A 19730-nucleotide genomic window follows, 5' to 3' on the forward strand; every position below is an offset into this window, starting at 1 on the left:
ATCCGCATTGACAACGACTGGAACACACGTGAGAAAAATAAGAACCACACCTAACCACTCAATCCTAATTCTCCTATATCCCATAAAAACCTCCGTGATTTAACTCAGACTCACTCCGATTACACTGCCAATAAGGTAGGTCACTATGCCTGCCCCACCTCCGATCAGAACCATGCGCAATCCGCCGTACCAGGCACTCTTGCCAGTAAAAAGACTCAACAACGCGCCTACCGCAAATAAGGAAGCACCCGCCAGTGCAGCCGCCGCAAGGACAGCATCTTGGGCCGCACCCAGCAGAAACGGCAACAATGGCACTACGCCGCCAACAGCGAATGCCAAGAAGGAGGACAGCGCCGCACCCCATGGAGAACCCAGATCATGCGGGTTCAATCCCAGCTCTTCACGCGCCAGGGTATTCAATGCATGTTCCGGATCACGCATTAAATCCCGCGCCACATGGCGCGCCTCTTCCAGAGGCAAGCCGCGCGCGTTATAGATCAGCGCAAGCTCCTCTGCCTCTTCCTCGGGATATTCCGCCAGCTCCTCACGTTCCAGCCCGATCTGATATTCAAACAACTCACGCTGCGAACGCATGGAAACATATTCTCCTGCCGCCATAGAGAACGCACCTGCCAGCAACCCGGCCACGCCAGACAATAAGATAATATTGGCATCGCTGGACGCACCAGCAACACCCATAATCAGGCTAGTGTTCGACACCAAGCCATCATTCACACCGAATACTGCAGCACGAAGATTACCACCGGAGCCTCTCTTATGACGCCGCTCCATTTCCGCCACAGAGGTAGGCATTGGATGACCTGTGACGCCGGCACCATACACGGACACACCACGCACCTTCATCGCCGCCAGTACCGGGCGCACGGTACGCGGGCCGAGTTTTTGAATTAACCATCTGACTAAACGTGCGCGTAGCGAGGGATGAAACACAGGGACTGCATCGCCCTTCTCACGGATACGCCGCTCCCACAGCAGCGCCTGCGATTCCGCGGCATCCGCCAAAGTGGTAAACAGCTTGTTCTTTTGTGCATCCTGCTCGGCTTGGGCCACCGCGCGGTACAACCAGGCCGATTGTTTTTCTTCAAACCAACTTTCGATGATGGACATGCTTGAAACCTCGATGTTTACGGTGGCGTCAACACATCCAGCGGCCAGCGCGGCGTGGCGGAGAATGCCAGCGGCTCGGCCTGCCCTGCCTGGATACGTCGGCAGCCGGCATAAGCAATCATCGCACCGTTATCAGTGCAAAACTCCAGGCGCGGATAAAAAACCTGCGCGCCCTCCTCACCCGCAATAATATCCAAACGTTCGCGCAATGCAGTGTTGGCGCTCACACCGCCGGAGACCACCAAACGCACCAGGCCAGTCTGCTGGAGTGCGCGCCGGCACTTGATGGCCAACGTATCCACCACGGCATCTTGGAAGGCGCGCGCTATATCAGCACGGGTCTGATCATCGCCACCCTGCGTCCGCAGGCTGTTTACAGCAAAGGTCTTGAGGCCACTGAAGCTGAAATCCAGGCCAGGTCGATTAGTCATCGGGCGAGGGAAGTGAAAGCGTTCGGGATCACCCGACTGCGCCAGATGCGCCAGGGCCGGACCGCCCGGATACCCCAGCCCCAGCATCTTGGCGGTCTTATCAAAAGCCTCGCCAGCGGCGTCATCCAGCGACTCGCCCAGTATGGCGTAACGTCCCACGCCATCCACGCGCACCAGTTGGGTATGGCCGCCCGACACCAGCAGTGCAACAAACGGGAACTCGGGGGGATTATCCTCCAGCATTGGGGCGAGCAAATGTCCCTCCATGTGATGCACAGCCACCGCAGGCACCCCCCAGGCCCAGGCCAGACTGCGTCCCACCGCCGCTCCCACCAGTAGCGCGCCGACCAGGCCAGGACCCGCGGTATAGGCAACGCCACCGACATCGTCTGGGCAAGTGTCCGACTGGGCCATTACCTGCCGCAACAAGGGCAACACCTTACGCACATGATCGCGCGAGGCCAGCTCCGGCACCACACCGCCGTATTCCGCATGAAGCGCAATCTGGCTGTGTAGCGCATGCGCCAGGAGGCCACGCGCTGAATCGTATATAGCAACACCAGTTTCGTCGCACGAGGTTTCAATACCGACAACACGCATCCGTTTTTCCTATTACACCCACTTATTCCACCCAACGATCACGCAAATCTTTCGCAATCATCCATCAAGATCATATATACTTTTCAGGTTTAAGGGGCTGAAAATACCAGAGAAACATCCTGGCCAGCCCTCTCTCGGAACCATGAAGAACCTCCTATGATACAGGCAAGCGGTTTAACCAAGATATTCCCTTCCGGCACCAAGGCCGTGGATGGACTGGATCTCCACGTAAAAGAAGGGGAGATCTTCGCCTTGCTCGGTCCGAATGGCGCGGGGAAAACCACCACCATACGCATCTGCTCAACGCTCTCCGGCTTTGACGCCGGAAACGTGCAGGTAGCGGGCTATGACGTCGACAAAGACCCTGAAAAGGTCCGCGAATCCATCGGCGTCGTCGCGCAGCAGACCGGTATCGACTACTTTCTCACCGGGCGTGAGAACCTTGTCCTGCAGGGCCATCTCTATCGGATGAAAAAAGCTGACATCCAGAAACGGGTCGAAGAGCTTGCCGCCTATTTCGAGCTAAAAGACAGCCTGGACCAATTGGTCGCCACCTATTCCGGGGGCATGCGCAGAAAGCTGGATATCGCCACAGCGCTGATCCATCGCCCCAAAATCGTATTCCTTGACGAGCCGACACTAGGGCTGGACATAAAGAGCCGCAAAAACCTGTGGGCCTACATTGAAAAATTGAACCGCGAACTGGGACTCACCATTTTATTGACCACCCACTACCTGGAAGAGGCGGACAAACTTTCCCATCAGGTTGCCATTATCAATGCAGGCAAGATACGCATCACCGGCACGCCGGAGGAACTGAAAACCGGCATCCACGGCGATTCTGTGCAGTTGACCTTCGAGCAGAATGACGCACAAGTGGGCGCCTTTGCCCACACCTTGAAAAACCAGCCAGAAATCAAGGATACCGTCTGGCAAGGCAACAAACTGCACATATATGTTGAAAACGGCGCGGCAAGCGTGCCTCGTATCGCCCTTATCGCATCACAGCAAGGCGTCAATATCAAGACCTTGTCCCTCTCCCGCCCGACACTGGACGATGTATTCCTGAAATACACCGGCAGCAGCCTGGAAGAAGTCAAGGAAGATACCGGACAAGAATGGTGGATGCAGTGGGCCGGCAAAGGCGGGGGCGGCAACTGGCAGAAGAAATGGGGCAGCGGGCAAGAAGACGCCAGCGATGAAAGCTCCGATCCCAAGGATACTGAAACACCAGAAACCGCATCTTCGTCCCCAGCGCAAGCATGGACCAAAGAAGAGATGGCGGAATGGTGGAAAAACAAGGGCCAATCCAGCGGCGTCTCCGATACCGCTCCAGGCGATGCCGGGCAAGGCGGCGAGGAACCCATCCGCCCCCCCGCGCGCCCCATGAATCCAGCACAGACATGGACCAAGGAAGAAATGGAAGGATGGTGGAAGAGTCAAGGTCAATCCAGCGGTGCCCCTGGCACCCCTCCACCCCGTCAGGCAGTCACGCCACCCGCCGGACAACCCATGAATCCGGCACAAACCTGGACAAAAGAAGAAATGGAAGGATGGTGGCAGAACCAGGGTGACCCTGGCTCCGCTGACAACGCCCCTCCAGCGAGTCCGGAAGCCACTCCACCCTCTGTACAACCCATGAATCCAGCACAAACCTGGACAAAAGAAGAAATGGAGGAATGGTGGCGCAACAAGGGTCAAACTCCATGGCCTGCTGATAATAGCAATCAGCGAGGCAGCACACCATCGAATGAAACCAGTGAAAACCAAGACTCCGGCAAAAAAAGCTAACAACCTTATTTGCCCTTTACGCTATATCCATCCCATCATCACACATCAGGGTAAACATCGTGCTCGCGGATACATGGTACTTATTTGGTAAATACATGAAGATCACCCTCAGGATGCCCTGGTGGTCGCTCTTCACCCTTATTCAACCGCTGATCTGGCTGGTAATCTTCGGCCAACTTTTCAAAAACATCTCCCAGCTCCCCGGCTTTCCAGCCAACAGCTACGTCGATTTCTTTGTCCCTGGCGTACTCATCATGACTGTCCTGTTCGGATCGTCCTGGTCTGGGGTTAGTCTTTTAAGAGAGATCACGGCAGGCACTATCGACAAAATGCTCGTCGCGCCGGTATCGCGCACCGCCATTGTCCTCAGCCGGGTGCTGCACTCCGCTGTCCAGGTGCTCGCCCAAACCCTGATCATCCTCGCCGTATCCCTGGCGATAGGCGCGGCCACCAGTATCAACCCACTGTATATCAGCATGGCCATGCTGATCATCTTTCTGCTGGGGGTAGGCTTCGCCGCCCTGTCCAACGGCTTCGCCATCATGCTGCAACGCGAAGAACCGCTGGTCATGATAGGCAACCTGATGACCCTGCCACTGATGTTCTTCTCGACCGCGCTCATGCCGGAAAACTTCATGCCCGACTGGATCGGCTATGTTGCTGCCATCAACCCCATCAATTATGCCGTAGAAGCGGTGAGAGCGGTATTGATCGGAACACCCGACTTCGGCGTATATGGGAAGGGCCTACTGGTACTGCTGGTGTTTGCGGGAGGCACGTTAGCCTGGGCAGTGAGCGCGTTTAATTCTTTGCGGGAGTGAGAGTCCACTAAAAAAACAAGGTCATCCCAACTGTAAGGAGAGATTTGGAGTAATCTCCCAAGGCCCTACTTTGCACGCCTATGATATCTGTCGCATTCAGGATAAGACCTACAGGAAGATTCGAGTTGTTATTCTGGAAAGAATAACTGGCGAAGGCCCTCAGCTTATCGTTGACTTCATAGTTCAAACCCAAGGAGAGGGAATTAAACACATTGGTTCGACGCTGCTGGAAATTGGAAACCGAGTCGGGATTCGTGTAATTATTTAAAGCAAAACTATACGCTACGTTAGCCGACATTTTTTCCGACAATGACTTGTCAAATCGCACTGTACCGGTATGACCATGATATGCATAGTCATGCCCTTCAGGCCGCGTATTACGATTGGCGGCAAAATCATAGCTCAGCAGAATCGACCGCCCAAGCCCCAACCCCTGATTGAACGTCAATCCTGTTGAGTACGTCACAGAATCAAAAAAGCTGCTCGAAGTACTCGTAAAATCCCTATACGATAAATTGAATCTCATTATTGTCGGCGCGCTTTTTCTTTCCCCCGGCGCTGCAAACCTCCCGAACACAGAGGGCATTTCAAAGCGCCATAATGTGTCGGCATAGACATTATTACCCACACTGACTCTTTGTTCATTGAGCAGGCCTGAGATATCGGTACGCGTCCCACCCAGCGTCACACTCCTGTTACTGGGACCCCAAGTAACAAACGGGCCAACATCTATTCTTGTAAAATCTGCCTGTGAAAAATGGTACATCATATAAGCAGGGCTGACCGTCAAGCCACTTCTAACATTCCTGCTCAACTTATAGCGGTAGGTCATATTCAGAGAAAGATTTGATATATATTCATAAAATGGCGCAATGTTGCTCAGATTGGTATTATTATCATAAGTCAACGAATAACCCATGTTATAGGTAAATCCGTTGATTTTGCGTTCAAGCGCCGGGATTTTTTTCTCAGCCGCCACCACCACCGGGCTTGCCCTCCCATTCTGCACTATAAACCTGTATTCCTTGAGCGCATCTTCTTCACGATTCGAGTTTTCATAGAGCAAGGCAAGGTTGCCGCGCGCGCTAAAATTATCGGGGTTCAGGCCAACAATCTGTTGATAGGTACGCTCCGCCTCACCTAGCTCACCTTTTCGTGACTGAATCAGCGCCGTGTAAAACAAGGCAATGATGTCGTTTGGATTCTTCTGAAGAATATCGTCAAAATGCCCTTTTGCAAGATCCAACTTATCTTTCGCGTACAAATCCCTTGCCACGGCAAGTTGTAATTTATTTCTAATCCGCTCCGCCTCCGCAGGTTCTTTTTCCAGCGCAGCAGCCTTGTTATAGGCATCGACCGCCTTCTCGTACAATCCCTGGTCATCCTGAATCAGCCCAATATAGAAATGGGCCTTGGCATAATCAGGATTAATACGAATCACAGCTTCAAATTCACGGAGCGCCTCATCCCGCAACGACTGCCTAGCATAGAGTGTTCCCAGATTAAAATGCGCCACCAAGTCATCAGGTTTGACCGCCAGAGTCTTTTTATACCCCTCCATTTCATCCGCCAGTTTGCGCGCCTCAGCCAGTTTTTCACCAAACGTCTCCTGCATATTGCGAAGAATGGCGGCAGCCTGCTGTCCAGGCGGCGTGTTGGCACCAATGGAAACCACCGCCTCCAACTCTCTGGAACTCTCTACGAATTTATTTACCTCCATATACATCACGCCAAGCCGTAATCGCGCCTCCAAATGGCGCGGCTCAATCTCCAGCAATTTCTTGAACGTAGCCACCGCTTCATCCGGTTGCTTTAATTCACGATAAATCGTTCCAATATTGAAAAGGGCCATCAGCTCATTAGGATCAATGGTCAAGACTCCTTGAAACTCTTTTAACCCCCCCTGGAGATCTTTCTTTTCGAGTAACTGAACCCCTTTTATGAGCCCAAGCCTGACCGTGGCCCTGCGTCCGATATCACTTCCCGGCTCGAGTGTAATGGCCCGTTTTAACTGTTCTACAGCAAGCGGAATTTTGCCGCTTCTTTCATAGATCCTGGCAAGATAGAAATGGGGCGTTGCACTACCGGGCACAAGCTGCATCACTTGCTTAAAAACACCCTCGGCATCATCCAGGCGATTAAAGTTAAAAAACGCCAGCCCCACGGCATGCAGAACACGCGAATCATTGGGATAATCCCTACGCAGCACGGACGCCAGGGCCAAAGCCGCATCGAAATCGCCGGCCTCCGCATATTGCCGGATCTGGAGCAGATAAAGGGCTTTCTCTGCATTCCTGGCCTCGTCCGTTCCTGGCGACTTGGACATGATGAATTTATACTCCTTCATCGCATCATCCAACCTGTTCAATTGCTCGTAAACAAGAGCCAGAGAGGCACGCACTTTCAAATTTCCAGGCGCAAGTATTGAACTTTTCTTTATATATTCCAAACCCTCATTCGGCTGGTTCTTGCGCATGTAAATAACACCGATGTAATAAATAGCCTCGGCATTTTCGGGGACAATCTTGAGTGCAGAATTGAAACTACCCAACGCGCCATCCAGATCATCCTTATCCATCTGGGCTTTACCACTCGCCACAGCCTGTTCAAGTCCGAGTGATTCGGAAGGTGTTTTTTTGATGTCAGGAACCGATGATTGCTCCGCAGCAAAGACGAAACTCGCCTCATGAAGCAATAAGAGATTAAACACGAAAAACAACAACAGCCTTTTCTTCACGTATCGATTACCTTGGCTGTACGTTCTTACCGGAACTCTTGCATGACAAAACCATTAACTTGCCTCTGTTATTTTCCACCGCTAATAATAAATATTTATCTTGAACAATGCCTTCCATCCATCAAAGGATAGTCTAAGTTTTTTATAGCCCGACCCATCTGCCGCCTGATATTCAAGATTGCCGTCTTCAGGGTCGGAAACACCGCTTTCCGAAGGATTGGGTCGAACAGGGGTATTCATAAATATGCCATCAGTGGGCAAAAAATCTCTGTTGATATTATTATTTCTAAACGTAAACTTCCTGAGGCCATAGCTATAACTTGTCTCAAACCCAAGCGATAACCATTTTTTTAAAAAAACCTCCCCACCAACCCCCGGCTGCAACATGAGAATTCCCGTAGCTTTCGATTCAATAACAAAGATCTTTTTGAAAGTTGCCGCCGGACCATCCAGATACAGGAATACCCAGTCTTCCCGATAGCCGATATCAAAAATTTCATGCAGTGACAAACGGAAATACAGATTGTATTTATCAGGCTGGCTTATCGCAGTATGTTTCCAGCCCAGAAAAAACTCGTTATAAGAAAGCGTGGCCCTTCTGTCGTTTGTAACATTCGCCTCAAATCCCTGGACAGGAAACCTTCCATTGACAGTCGATGCCGATGAGCCTTCCCATGTACTTCCTCCAATCAAGAGTGCATTTTTTTTATCGGGCTTCCATTGAAACTCAATACCTGCCAGAGGGGCATAGTTAATACCAGGCAGAGGGTTGCTGAACACTTGACCTATAATTCTAGTGGGCGTATCTGCCGTAAGTATATCGGCCTCATACTTGAGTGGCGCCCTGAACACACCTTCATTCAGCACTTTAAGATTAGGGGCGTGAATCCCAAGTATGGGTGAAAAACTCCATTGATACTCATCCTGTTTGGCATAGGCAACATTGCAAAACGTCGAAATACCTGCCAGGGCTGGGATGAATAGCAGAAAAACCCTGTGCATCAGATCTCTACACAACACCTTGATGCTTTCCTTGAGAAAGGCGCGGCTTGAAGTAGGCAAACACCACGGGCAGCGCCATCAACGCCGCCAAACAACTCACCACCATGTATGCGGCGACAAAATACCCCAGCTTCTGGTTGGGAGGGAATTGGGAAAAGAACAACACCAAAAATCCCACCGTAACAATCATCGCATTAAACACAATGGTCTTTCCGACACTACGCAACGTACCCAGCGTAGCGATCCGGTGATCATCAGTTTTTTGCCGCTCACGGCGATAACGGAAAATATAATGTATCGCGTAATCCACACCCACACCGATAGCGACGCCCGTTGCCAGCGTCGTGGAAACGTCAATGGGAATACCGATAAAACCAGCACAACCTGCAATCAGCACGGTCGCTAGCGTTACGGGAATGATGGTCACCAGCCCCATGGAAAAAGACCGGAACAACAGCGCCGCAAGCAGGAATATGCCCAGCTTTGACAGTACAATGGCCATGCCCTGCCCCTTGATCAGCAGCTCTGCCCATATATAGGAATTATTTGCAGAACCCGCCAAATTTACCTCAACATCCAATCCGGACATTTCCTTCTTCACAAAATCATTGACCCCATCAATGATCACCTTGAGATCGCCGGTATGGTCCGTCTTGATGAAAAAGGTTACGTTGGCCTGCCGGTAATCATAATCTATTACCTCATTCAGCAGCTCGGGCTGGCCAGATATGGAAAATAAAAAGAGGTCTTCAGCAACTTCCGCTTGAGATGCCGGCAATACATTGTACTGAGGTGCATCCGCATGAAGCGTTTTGTTCATGCTCTTCAAATAATCAACCACGGACAGCGAATCGCCCACATAAGGCAGGCCCTCAATCTTGTTCTGCAGCGCCTCGATCTTCTTCAATATCGCCAGCGACTTGAGAGCATCTTTTTGCTTGCCTTCGACAACCACATTCAGGAAAATCGTTCCGTCGAACTTCTTGTTCAGCATGTCATTGGAAAGCGCCACCTCGCTGTCTTTTTTGAAGTCACTCATCCAACTTGAATCCACATGCAGCAATGTCGCACCATAGACACCCACCACGGTCATCACAATCAGCGCAAGGCTCATGCTTTTTTTATTTTTGAGGGCGACCTCGCCCCAGCCCACCAAAGTCCGGGTAATCCGGTCTTGCTCCGCATGAACACGCATCGCACGCCGCTTTGCCAGATAACCACCAACCTTCGGCTTCAATTGACACAATGCGGCGGGGAGAAAGGTCACAGACAACAGCCAGCAATACACGATGCCGAGCACCGTGAACAAACCAAAGGTCTTGAACGGTGGCATTTCCGAAAACAACAGGGAAAGAAAACCTATCGCCGTCGTAAGCGACGTCGTGATCAAGGGCGGCCCGAGCTCCTCCAGCACCTGCCCAACAATCACCTTTCCTTCCCGATAAGGGTCGCTTAAGACATTGTCGTAATAATTGGTTAACAGATGAACGGCATTACCTATCGCCACAGCCACCAGTATCACCGGCAGCATGGTGGAAATGGTATACAACGGTACATTCAGCGCCGCCATCGTCCCCATAGTCCAAATAATGCCAGCCGCCATTATCAGCAAGGGCAAAACCACGCCACGCAATGTTTTAAACACAATAAAGAGAACAGCCATGATCGCCACTATCAGCAGCGGTATCATGACCTTCATGTCCTGCATGGCATAAAATCCCGAGCTAACCTCGATGACCGGTCGGCCTGCCATGTAAAACACATCCGCATCCTTGTCAGCGGCCATATCGCTCTTTGCGGATGACTTGGCCTGTTGCTGCCACTGACCCTGCCCGCCGCCTTGCGGCCATTTACCCTGCTGCCAATTGCCGCCACCAGCTCCGGGCTGGCCACCCCACGATCCGCCCCCTTGCTCCGCCGCGAGTATCCCCTTGATCTGCCAATAGGTCTGATACCGGTTCGCTATCCCCTCCTTGAGCTTGGCTCGGATCATGGCCCCCGTGCCATCCTTGGAAACAATATTACCTACAAACAAATCGCTATTGCCGTAAACGACACTCTTGAGCCGCTCGATGCCCACCTGATCGGTGGGCACGGTTTCCATGAGCCGCTGCGTGCTCAACTCCGATTCAGTTCCAGTGAACACAGTGGCGGTGGACAATGAGGCCACATCTATCGTCCGATTGGCAATTACCCCCGGCAGCGCCGAAATTTTTTCCGTGATACGCGCAATGCGCGCCAACGTCTTGGGGTTAAAAATACCCTCTTTCTCGTTGACAATACCGATGATGACGGCATCCTTGACGCCAAACACCTCATCGACCCTTTCATCATAGAGAATCGCGGCATGTCCTTTAGGAAGGAAAACACGGGCGTCCGTCTCCCAGTGTAGCTTGGGCAACTGAAAGGCAAAAAATACCGTAATTCCAGCGATGACGAGCATCACGCTCTTGGGGAAATTCGTAACTAGGGCGTATAACCTGTTGAGCATGGCGGTAGCGGCATCCTTATATATAAACGGGCAGGTGTATATAAACCCACCCGCCTGCGAACTTTATCCTGCGCTGATTTCACATAACAGAAAACCCAAAAAAAGGGTTTTGTGAAAAAACTTCCGCATTAAACAACGCCGTTAGAACGAATACTTAAAATCCATAAAAATACGGTCGTTATTATGGAAAATATCCAAGGAATTGCGGCCTTTGCTGCGTAGCGGCAACGATGGGCGAAATGCCCCCGCCGGGATCGCCAAAGAAGCCCTTTTTTCCCCAAAAAAGATCCATGCCAACCCCTACTTGGAACTTGTCGGTCACCTGAAAGGTAACCTTAGGCTTCAGGTATGATTCCTTCATATTGATCAGATATATCCATAGAAACTGAGCCGTCGCGGAGTGTTGAGGAAACTCTTTTCTGCCAAAAAGATTGAAAGAACTGTCATTCCGCGCCTGAATCAATTCCGGGTCATGATTCAAAATTATCCACTGGGTAACCCCTGGCGACAGATCCAGGCCTTTTATATTGAAGTCCAGCCCCATCCCCCAGCGGATATGATCCCGCTTAAGTTCTCCATTATTATCAAGATAACCGTCGCCATTCCTATCCACTGTATTTTTCAACCCAAAATACTTACCCGTCACATAGGCTGCCTCGCCCTTTAGAATAACCGGACCGAGCTGCTTGACTGCGGTTCCACCGTACATCGCTATCCTGTTATAGGTTGGATACAAGACCGGATCTTCCTGCTTATCGAGCCTGATCGTGCGAAAAACCGTGGGGAAAAAATCCCATGTATATAAATAGCTCAGCGACACCTCAGTATCGAAAATATTGGTAGTCGCCTTGAGCCCTACCTCGGAGTTCTCCAGCTTGAATGATTGAGGTTTCTTGGTTAATACAGTTCCAAAATTATCTCGAATCTCCTGAAGAAGCTCCCATTCAGAACCACGCGGCGCCGATTTGTGAAACTGGATATCGGGTATCACCAGGAATTGGTACGTAGTATCGCCGCGATAATGATCCATCTTCAGCGTCCACTGAGATATCCTATAATCCAGCAAATCTGGCAGGATCAGCTCCCTGAAGTCGACAGGATTTACTTCGTCTACGATTCTGACACCTTCCAGCACACCCCACACAACATACTGCTTACCCAGGCGAATATCGAGATTTTTGAGGAACACATCAAAATAAAGCTCCCGGGTTGCTGCCACTGGGGAGTCTTTCTCATGTTCAAGATTTTCAACAAAAACCAGAGGCTGCTGGGCATCTCGCTGTGGCCTGGCCGCAATCGTGCGGTAATCAAACAAATCATAGGCTAGGTCATAATAGGCCCAGCCAGTATAATTAAATTTAACATTTGAACTAAAAGGGTATTGCGCGTTCACATAGAGAATGTTCCGTATCTTGGTGATCGATCGTGGCTCACGGATTCGGTACGCAGTTTCATTCTTCAAATAACCGCTCACACTCAGCTTGGACCAAAAGGAAGACTTCTCCTTTTGGACTTCACCCTCCCCAGCGGCCACCCCAAAATCAGCGCCTTGTATTTTTGCCTCATCGGCATATACGAATTGATGACTACCCATCAAAGCCGCCGCCCACAGGGCAACAGCACATCGCACTATCTTTCTTGCTTTCAAATCCGATCCTTACATTGATCACAAAGGATAACATGACCTTCGCCGGACAGCCCTAACCCCAAAGTAACCAACATTCCCGGTGCAAGCCGCCGTCCACAACCAGAACAATCCATTTGTCTATTCAACTTGATCTCTTCCCACCCCAAAACTGAAGGAAACCTGACCGGTTGAGATACCGTGCTTATCGGTGCTTGTGGACTCGGTGCCGCAACATTGCGCCCCGCGGTCTGCCCCCCAGCAAACGCCTCTTCAAGGATCGTGCGTATCAGGATGGAAACAGGCACGCCCAGATCACTCGCTCTTTGCATCACCCGATCCCGCAACACCTTAGGCACCCTGGCCCCTAAAAATTCTTCCTTACGCTTCATTGCAACAGACATTGCCTTATCTCGCATAGCCTGTGCTTGTGTTATCGGCCTCTCACGCATAAACTCGCCCTCGATTAATGTATAACAATGAGAAACAAATGTTATACATTAATCGAGGGCGAGTCAACAATCCAAAAGAAAGTCATGCCGCCAGGAACAGCAAGAGGAAAAATAGTAAAGGCAGCTCACACACACAGACACAAACTCGCCCCCCACTCTAGCTCACATGAAGAGGGGGGAGAAAATTTAATAATTGAGCATTCCCTCGCGGCCACCCGCCATAGAACATTCAGCGGGGTGACCTATTTGCTATACCCTTTCTCCAAAGTCCTTTCAGCAAAAAGGCTATCCTGCAGACCAACATTGATCTCGACGTTGGTAACCTCAAACAGAGAAGAGTGCAGGGTTTGTACATTTTGAACAACAACCTTATCCCACACCCATGCCGGCCCCACTTTTTGCCAGCGCAAATTTTGCCTTTTCAGCAAATCGCCCCTTTTGTCGTAATAATCAACTCGCGCCTTGATGCAACCATCCCAAGTAGGTGTCTTCAAGAACCAGGATAGTCGCTTGCTATACAGCGGGCTTTTTTCCTTCGGTGTACTCTCCACCACGTAAAAGTCATTATTGTTGGCGGTTTCGATTCGGATCAACTTGTGCTCATCCTCATCCCATGCCCTGCCACTGATATCGGCATACGTCAAATCCGACCCCAAAAAACTATCACCCGGATCCCTGATCGAAACCCGCCGTATCTTTCTCAATGCCGGCAGATAAATCCACTGATCGGCATTCTTGTCCGACTCACGGGTAAATGCCCAACGCATAAAGGCCGCACCCTGGGCATCCGGTGGATATTCCGTGAAGAGAATCATTTTATCGGCGACACCCTCGGCCCCCTTATAATCCTTCCACAAACGGAGGTAGACATTTTTTCTCTCGCTCCCCGAGCTGTCCTTGAGAATAATCGCCAACTTTGAGCGCTGATCATTACCGGGGTTTTTGAAATCACAGTTTTTCACGACATCTTCACCCGTCACACTCCCTGCCCCGTCTTGAGCCGCGTGAACCTGGGGTGTAACGACCACACCGGACAACAACAATGAAAGCGCCATCAGATAACGCTTAATACTGAAACCCATCAATGGACCCATGGTGACTCCTGTTTTGTTTTGATACGGCTTCATCCCGGTGACCAAGGTAAACGGGCTCGGTTCCGCCAATAGCCTGAAGCTCAGGTTACGGAACCCAACCTCTTCTCTAGATCACTCTTTTCTTTGAAATGCCTGTAGGTGGAATTGATCTGCATTACCGCCATAGGATCGAGACCATTAGATTGATTATTGTACACATTCACTGAAGGCCCTTTTTTCAGACCGTGTATGGAGGCTAGGAAGTTACCCTGACTGGTCAAATCTTGTCAAACATTTTTGGCTGTTATGCAAGGCATCAAGGAGATATCGACCCAGGAGTACTAACGATGGCAGATAACGATAAAGCGCTGAAAGACCCCGCAGTCTCGCGCCAAATGAAAGAAACCTGGCCACGCTAAATCGAACTTAGCAACGATCACACATAAAAAAAGAGGGGCCTAGACCCCTCTTTTTTCTTTACACCAACCGGATTTCCCAGCTATCAGAACGTGGGCACAGGGCCAAAGATGGCTGTTTTCCAGGTGGGGTTAGGGGCCGTGTCAAACAGCGGCTTAGCGGTCAAGCTGAAGTAGTTGATATTAGCAGTCGAATTACCGCTAACAGGATCAACCTTATCATAGGCCTGGAAGCCGAATACCTGTTGTGCGGAACCGGTACCGGTGCCGGCAAGGGTCACCTGCTGACCAATCAAGGTTGCCCTCACATTTTCACCCGCAGCAAAGGCGAGCGTCTGGGTACCGCCGGTAGAGGTTGGCAAGGGTGGCAATGAGAATGCGCCGCCCGCAGCGACTGCAGTACCCCCCGCCTCGCGCATGCGGAAGACCTGGGTATCCGCAGTAGGTCCAGCCCCTGCCAGCCCGACGACCTGGTCCATACTCATGACCTTACTAATGACGGGACTACCGGAGGCATTCGCTTCTTGCGCCATGTCAAAATTTGAAACGAAAATGCTTGCAGTATCGGTCAGACTCTGATGCAGGGTAATTTTCGAATTGCCGCTCGCCAAAGCCCAACCCGTATCCACCGCACTGGTAGTAACAAAATCAATGGTGCTCGGCACCGGTAGTAATGAACCGAGCTGACTGACCGACTGCATGTCCGAAATACCGTTCACAGCGCCTATTTTGACAAAGTTCGAGTCAAAGAAGCTAAGAGGGGTCGTGCTGGTGGGATTACCGGTAGCACCTTTATCTGTGACGATGGTTTGATAGTAGCTGGTACCCACGGGTTCAGCTGCGCCGTTGCCTGCCGTAAGCTGGCGCTGCAGGAAGCCATCGCCCGTCATCAAAATCACACAGCTATAATTTGTTGGGCAGGCCCCAGCGGCAATCGTGCCACCCGCCACACTCCAGTTGGTCAGGCTGTCTGGGCCGGCCGCCATCGCCACCCCCGATAAAATCATCGCCACTGAACCGGCGGAAGCCATAAACATTATCTTGTTACGCATATCATATCTCCCCAATCATGACACCCAATTTAGAGGCAAACTTATCGCCCCGTCCAAAACACCTGAGTACATCTGTGGGGTTATTTTTAACATGGGCCAACATGTTTGTCAAGGCCATTAATATTTATCGGCTCATCCAGGGAAAATCTTTAGGCTAGAGATGTGACAAACATCACAAAACCCATATCCTATCCTAGCAGCCTGTCGGATGTGTGTCACGAACGCAAGCGAAAGCTTGCGGTGTTGTATTGAAGATGGGAGCAGGCCTCCCGAAGTCGGCTTGCAGGAGCCGGCTTCAAACCACCCAGTGCTGCTGCGATCAAAAGGCGTGGTAGTGAGCGACTGAGGAAAAGGCATCGTAAAGATGTCAGGTACGTATTGAGAAGATGAACGAAAGTAAACCGTCCGATGACGCATCGTTCGTAAACGCTCCACAAACCCCAACCTATTCAGGTTGTCACTTCGCTGGTTAAATCCAGCGCATGCAAATTCCACGGCAACAGCGCTTCCATTTCTTCCACCGTCCTGGCGGCGGGCAAGTCACGCATGACGCGGCGCAACCAGGCGTAGGGCTCCTGGCCATTAGCCTTGGCCGTCTGCAGCAGCGAGTAAATAATAGCGCTGGCGTTGGCACTGGCAGGCGTGTCGCTAAGCAGCCAGGCTTTGCGACCGATCACGAACGGGCGAATCGCATTTTCGCAGCGGTTGTTGTACCCCGGAGGGTAAGTTGCGCGCTCGATCGGCAGATCGCCGCGTTCCGTGTAGCGCGTCAGCATGCTCCAGTAGTCGCGCATATTAAGACAGTGCCGTACGGAGCGCACTTTTGGGCGTGCCCCCCTGGCAGTGTTTTCCCCAGCCAGGCATGCAGTTCATCCAGTACCGGCAGACTGTGTTTCTGGCGCGCCTGAAAGCGCGCGTCATCGGTGGACGCTTTGTGCTCACGCTCTATGCCGTACAGTCTGCCGATCAGGGCGACCGCCTCATCGGCACGGCCCTTCTTACCCTTGGGTTGCACGCGAGTAGCCTCGACAAAGCGCCGTCGTACATGCGCCCAGCACACCAGACGCTCAATACCCTCGGTTTTGGCCAACGGGTTGAGCCGTCATAGCCATCGGTCATCAGATAGCCTTGATAGCCCTGCAGCAGGCGCAGCGGCACCTCGCTACTGCGACTCGGGTCGTAGTCATAGATCACCACCGGCTTGCCAGGCGGGCCGCCGGTTTGCACCCACATGTAACTGTTGGACGTAGGACTCTTGCCTTTTTCTTTGAGCACCTGCACCACGGTTTCGTCCATATCACCGTGAAGGTGACAATGTGCATGAACGGGCCCTCAAACGTAAGCGTCCAGCCGCTCCACCTGTACAGCTCAGCCTGATGCCTGCACAGACCGCAACGGCAACAGCTCATCAATGCGGCTGTTAGGCCAGGTCGGCAGTTTCTCCAGCGTATCCTTCAGCCAGGCAGCCGGCTCGATGCCGTTGAGTTTCGCCGTTGCGAACAGGCTCTGGATGGCGGCGGCGCGGCGGCCCGCGCGTTCACTGCCGGTGAACAGCCAATTCTTTTTACCAAGCGCAATAGGACGGATAGCATTTTCCACCGGGTTGTTATCGATGGGGTAACGGCCATCCCCGAGGTAGCGCTTGATTGCATCCCAGCGTTTGAGGCTGTAGTCGATGGCCTTGGCGGTGCCGCTACCCGTGGCGGTGGTGAGCCGTGTGCGCTGGAGCCAGGCATGGAATTCGTCCAGCTTCGGCTTGGCGTGTTGCTGGCGTAATCATCGACCATAAGGGCACCCTTCCAGCCTTGCAGGAAGTTCCTGGCATGTTTGCCGCGCCGGTCGGCCTGGTAGTCGAAGAGGACGAGGGGGTCTCCCTGTTCGAGATCACAACTTCGGTAGGCCCAGAGGAAGGCGCGTAGCGTTTTTCCCCGTCCGGGGTCGAGTTGCTGCACCGGGGTCTCGTCGGCGTGCAAGACGGTGCGCTGGCGAAGTATCTCAGCCAGCCGGTCGGCCAGCGGCTGGAGTGCCACGCCAATGCGACCTACCCATTCGGCCAAGGTGGAGCGTGACAGGGTAACCCCACTGCGGGCCGCGATCTGCTCCAGCCGGTAGAGAGGCAGGTGATCCATGAATTTGCTGACCATCACCCAGGTGAGCAAGCCCGGCGCCGCCATGCCGCCGTCGATGACCGCCGGCGGAATCGGCGCCGCACTGACGGCCTCACAAGCACGGCAAGCATACTGCGGACGAATGTGGCGATGCACGAAGAAGCGGGCGGGCTCGACATCCAGTTGCTCGCTGATGTCTTCGCCGATCTTGACCAGATCCTTGCCGCACTGGCCGCAGGTGCAACCCTCAGGTTCGTGGCGATGCTCGATGCGCGGGAGATGATCCGGCAACGGCTGGCGACCGGCGCGTTCGCGCTTGGGTTGCCGGGTAGATGCCACCTGTTCCACTTCGGCTTCCAGCGCACTGGTGTCGGTATTCCAGCTTTCCTCGAACAACTCGCGCTGCTCCAAGGAGAATTGTTCGCTCTTGTTGGTAAAAGCGAATGCGCTTGTAGTAGGCGAGCTCGAAGGTCAGGGCTTGGATTTTGAGCGCATCTTTTTGGGTTCTTTCGAGCAGCTTGCCTATCCATTCCGCCAAGGCGGGATCGGGCTTGAATTGGGCGAGTTCGGCGGCTAAATCCATGCCTGTATTTTACCACTGGCATGCTCCGCAAGCCAGTAACAGCAAGGGTTTTAGGCTGTTTATCCACTAAAATAACGCGCTTACACTTGCCACTGTGACGGCGGTGGCGCCGAGAGTCTTTGCCAGTCGACACCGGCGGTCAGCCAGTCCCATTGTGCTGGCGTGAGGGCGAAGGTGGTGGCGTCCGATGTCGGCCAGATAAAGTGACCACGATGCAGGCGACGCTGACAGAGCCAGACGCCAGTACCGTCCCAGATCAGGAGCTTGAGGCGGTTCTGGCGCCGGTTGCGGAAGGCGTAGGCCGTGCCGTCGCAAGGGGAGCGGCCGAGCGTGTTCTGGATGCGCTGGGAGAGGCCATCAATGCCGGCACGCATATCGATCGGTTCGACCACCAGCCAGACTTGTGCGGGCGTGGGGATCATGGCAGTTGCCGCAACAGGTCGGCCAGCCACGGTGCGCCCTCTGTCGGCAGCTCGATTCTCCAGCCGCCCGGACTGTGGAGCCGTACGACGTTCCCCGTTACCGGTGCACCCACGCTGACCGGCACCAAGGTGAGGGATGACTTTGCCGATGCAACGGCTTCCCTCTCCTTGCGCCGCCAGCGATAAAACGCCTTCTCACCCAACCCTTGGTTCGCACAATAGTAAGCGTCCAGCCGTCCCACCTGTTTTTATAGTTACCCTTGCGCCACCCTGTGGTTTTCACAGGAGAGCGGCACATGAATATGAAATCGTTGGAGGCAAGTCGCCACTACTGGCAGCAGCACGTCGCGGCCTGGCGGTGTAGTGGCCTGAAGCAGATTGATTATTGCAGGCAGCATGGACTGGTGCCGAAGCAGCTTCGCTACCGGATCGCCAAAGACCGTCGAAACGACGTTTGCGTGAGCGGCACGGATGCGGTCACGCTGGTGCCCGTGCAGATCGAGGAGGTCAACGGTGCTGGGTTGGTGTTGCAGAACGCGGGGGGGTGGCAGCTCACGCTGCCGTCCGGTGTTTCGGCAAGCTGGCTGGCAACCTTGCTGCGGGGCTTGTCATGATTGCGCAGCCGCATACGATCTGGGTGGCGGTCGCGCCGATGGACATGCGGGTGGGCATCGATGGTCTGTCGCTGCGGGTGCAGCAGGCGCTGGGCAAGGCCCCCTGCGATGGCTCGGCCTATGTGTTTCGTAACCGTCGCGGTGATCGGCTCAAGGTGTTGCTGTGGGATGGCAATGGCGTGTGGTTGTGCCAGCGCCGGTTGCATCGGGGGCGCTTCGTCTGGCCGCAGGCGGACAGTCCGGTCTGGTCATTGGAACTTGCCCAATGGCAGTGGCTGATTGCTGGTGTCGACTGGCAGCGGATGTCGGCCCAACCGGCGGCCGACTGGCGTTTGTGACGATTGAAGCCGCCATGAAAAATGGTGAATAAAAACCTGTATTTATG

The 19730-nt window shown here is 52.9% G+C and carries 16 protein-coding genes and 2 pseudogenes; 5 read left to right on the forward strand and 13 right to left on the reverse strand.

All coding sequences use genetic code 11. The annotated features are described in order from the left end of the window. Positions 1–99 precede the first annotated feature (99 nt). Positions 100–1128, reverse strand: a complete 1029-nt coding sequence (locus M3A44_14040) for a VIT1/CCC1 transporter family protein (protein ID MEQ6342727.1) — start codon at positions 1126–1128, stop codon at positions 100–102. A 17-nt stretch (positions 1129–1145) separates the two neighbouring features. Continuing rightward, a complete protein-coding gene (gene tsaD / locus M3A44_14045; protein MEQ6342728.1) occupies positions 1146–2159 on the reverse strand; it encodes a tRNA (adenosine(37)-N6)-threonylcarbamoyltransferase complex transferase subunit TsaD in 1014 nt (337 codons plus the stop codon). 156 nt (positions 2160–2315) lie between these two features. Between tsaD and M3A44_14050 the strand changes: the two genes are divergently transcribed. Together M3A44_14050 and M3A44_14055 are read left to right on the forward strand one after the other, a co-directional pair. Beyond that, a complete protein-coding gene (locus M3A44_14050; protein ID MEQ6342729.1) occupies positions 2316–3950 on the forward strand; it encodes an ATP-binding cassette domain-containing protein in 1635 nt (544 codons plus the stop codon). 95 nt (positions 3951–4045) lie between these two features. Further along, positions 4046–4771, forward strand: a complete 726-nt coding sequence (locus M3A44_14055) for an ABC transporter permease (protein MEQ6342730.1) — start codon at positions 4046–4048, stop codon at positions 4769–4771. 7 nt (positions 4772–4778) lie between these two features. Here M3A44_14055 and M3A44_14060 read toward each other — a convergent pair whose 3' ends face one another. The 9 genes and pseudogenes from M3A44_14060 to M3A44_14100 form a co-directional block, all read right to left on the reverse strand. Further along, entirely contained in the window at positions 4779–7508 is a 2730-nt protein-coding gene (locus M3A44_14060) for a tetratricopeptide repeat protein (protein MEQ6342731.1), read from the reverse strand. A gap of 81 nt (positions 7509–7589) precedes the next feature. Beyond that, positions 7590–8510 (reverse strand): hypothetical protein, encoded by a 921-nt coding sequence (locus M3A44_14065; protein MEQ6342732.1) that lies wholly within the window; start codon positions 8508–8510, stop codon positions 7590–7592. Between the two features lie 7 nt (positions 8511–8517). Beyond that, positions 8518–11001, reverse strand: coding sequence for an MMPL family transporter (locus M3A44_14070; GenBank protein MEQ6342733.1), 2484 nt, complete (start codon positions 10999–11001; stop codon positions 8518–8520). Positions 11002–11182: 181 nt separating this feature from the next. After that, positions 11183–12649, reverse strand: a complete 1467-nt coding sequence (locus M3A44_14075) for a hypothetical protein (protein MEQ6342734.1) — start codon at positions 12647–12649, stop codon at positions 11183–11185. After that, positions 12646–13029, reverse strand: a complete 384-nt coding sequence (locus tag M3A44_14080) for a hypothetical protein (protein ID MEQ6342735.1) — start codon at positions 13027–13029, stop codon at positions 12646–12648. Before M3A44_14080 ends, M3A44_14075 begins: the two co-directional genes overlap by 4 nt. 290 nt (positions 13030–13319) lie before the next feature. Continuing rightward, positions 13320–14171, reverse strand: coding sequence for an outer membrane lipoprotein-sorting protein (locus M3A44_14085; protein ID MEQ6342736.1), 852 nt, complete (start codon positions 14169–14171; stop codon positions 13320–13322). A gap of 481 nt (positions 14172–14652) precedes the next feature. Beyond that, positions 14653–15618 carry a hypothetical protein gene (locus tag M3A44_14090; GenBank protein MEQ6342737.1) on the reverse strand — a complete coding sequence of 322 codons (966 nt, stop codon included), beginning with the start codon at positions 15616–15618 and terminating at the stop codon, positions 14653–14655. A 449-nt stretch (positions 15619–16067) separates the two neighbouring features. Beyond that, positions 16068–16911 (reverse strand): annotated as a pseudogene (locus tag M3A44_14095) (IS66 family transposase). A 75-nt stretch (positions 16912–16986) separates the two neighbouring features. Beyond that, a pseudogene (locus tag M3A44_14100) lies at positions 16987–18216 on the reverse strand (IS66 family transposase). Here M3A44_14100 and M3A44_14105 point away from each other — a divergent pair. Then, on the forward strand, positions 18154–18303 hold the full coding sequence (locus M3A44_14105) for a hypothetical protein (GenBank protein MEQ6342738.1): 150 nt from the start codon (positions 18154–18156) through the stop codon (positions 18301–18303). The pseudogene M3A44_14100 and the gene M3A44_14105 sit on opposite strands and share 63 nt — an antisense overlap. A gap of 86 nt (positions 18304–18389) precedes the next feature. Here M3A44_14105 and tnpB (M3A44_14110) read toward each other — a convergent pair whose 3' ends face one another. Together tnpB (M3A44_14110) and M3A44_14115 are read right to left on the reverse strand one after the other, a co-directional pair. Beyond that, on the reverse strand, positions 18390–18731 hold the full coding sequence (tnpB, locus tag M3A44_14110; protein ID MEQ6342739.1) for an IS66 family insertion sequence element accessory protein TnpB: 342 nt from the start codon (positions 18729–18731) through the stop codon (positions 18390–18392). Beyond that, entirely contained in the window at positions 18728–18973 is a 246-nt protein-coding gene (locus tag M3A44_14115) for a hypothetical protein (protein MEQ6342740.1), read from the reverse strand. The genes tnpB (M3A44_14110) and M3A44_14115 overlap by 4 nt, the downstream gene beginning before the upstream one ends. Positions 18974–19027: 54 nt before the next feature. Here M3A44_14115 and M3A44_14120 point away from each other — a divergent pair, with 54 nt between their 5' ends. Next, positions 19028–19345, forward strand: a complete 318-nt coding sequence (locus M3A44_14120; GenBank protein MEQ6342741.1) for an IS66 family insertion sequence element accessory protein TnpB — start codon at positions 19028–19030, stop codon at positions 19343–19345. Continuing rightward, positions 19342–19683, forward strand: coding sequence for an IS66 family insertion sequence element accessory protein TnpB (gene tnpB, locus M3A44_14125; protein ID MEQ6342742.1), 342 nt, complete (start codon positions 19342–19344; stop codon positions 19681–19683). Before M3A44_14120 ends, tnpB (M3A44_14125) begins: the two co-directional genes overlap by 4 nt. Positions 19684–19730 lie beyond the last annotated feature (47 nt).

The sequence above is a fragment of the Gammaproteobacteria bacterium genome (assembly GCA_040183005.1).
In the GTDB taxonomy this organism is placed as follows: domain Bacteria; phylum Pseudomonadota; class Gammaproteobacteria.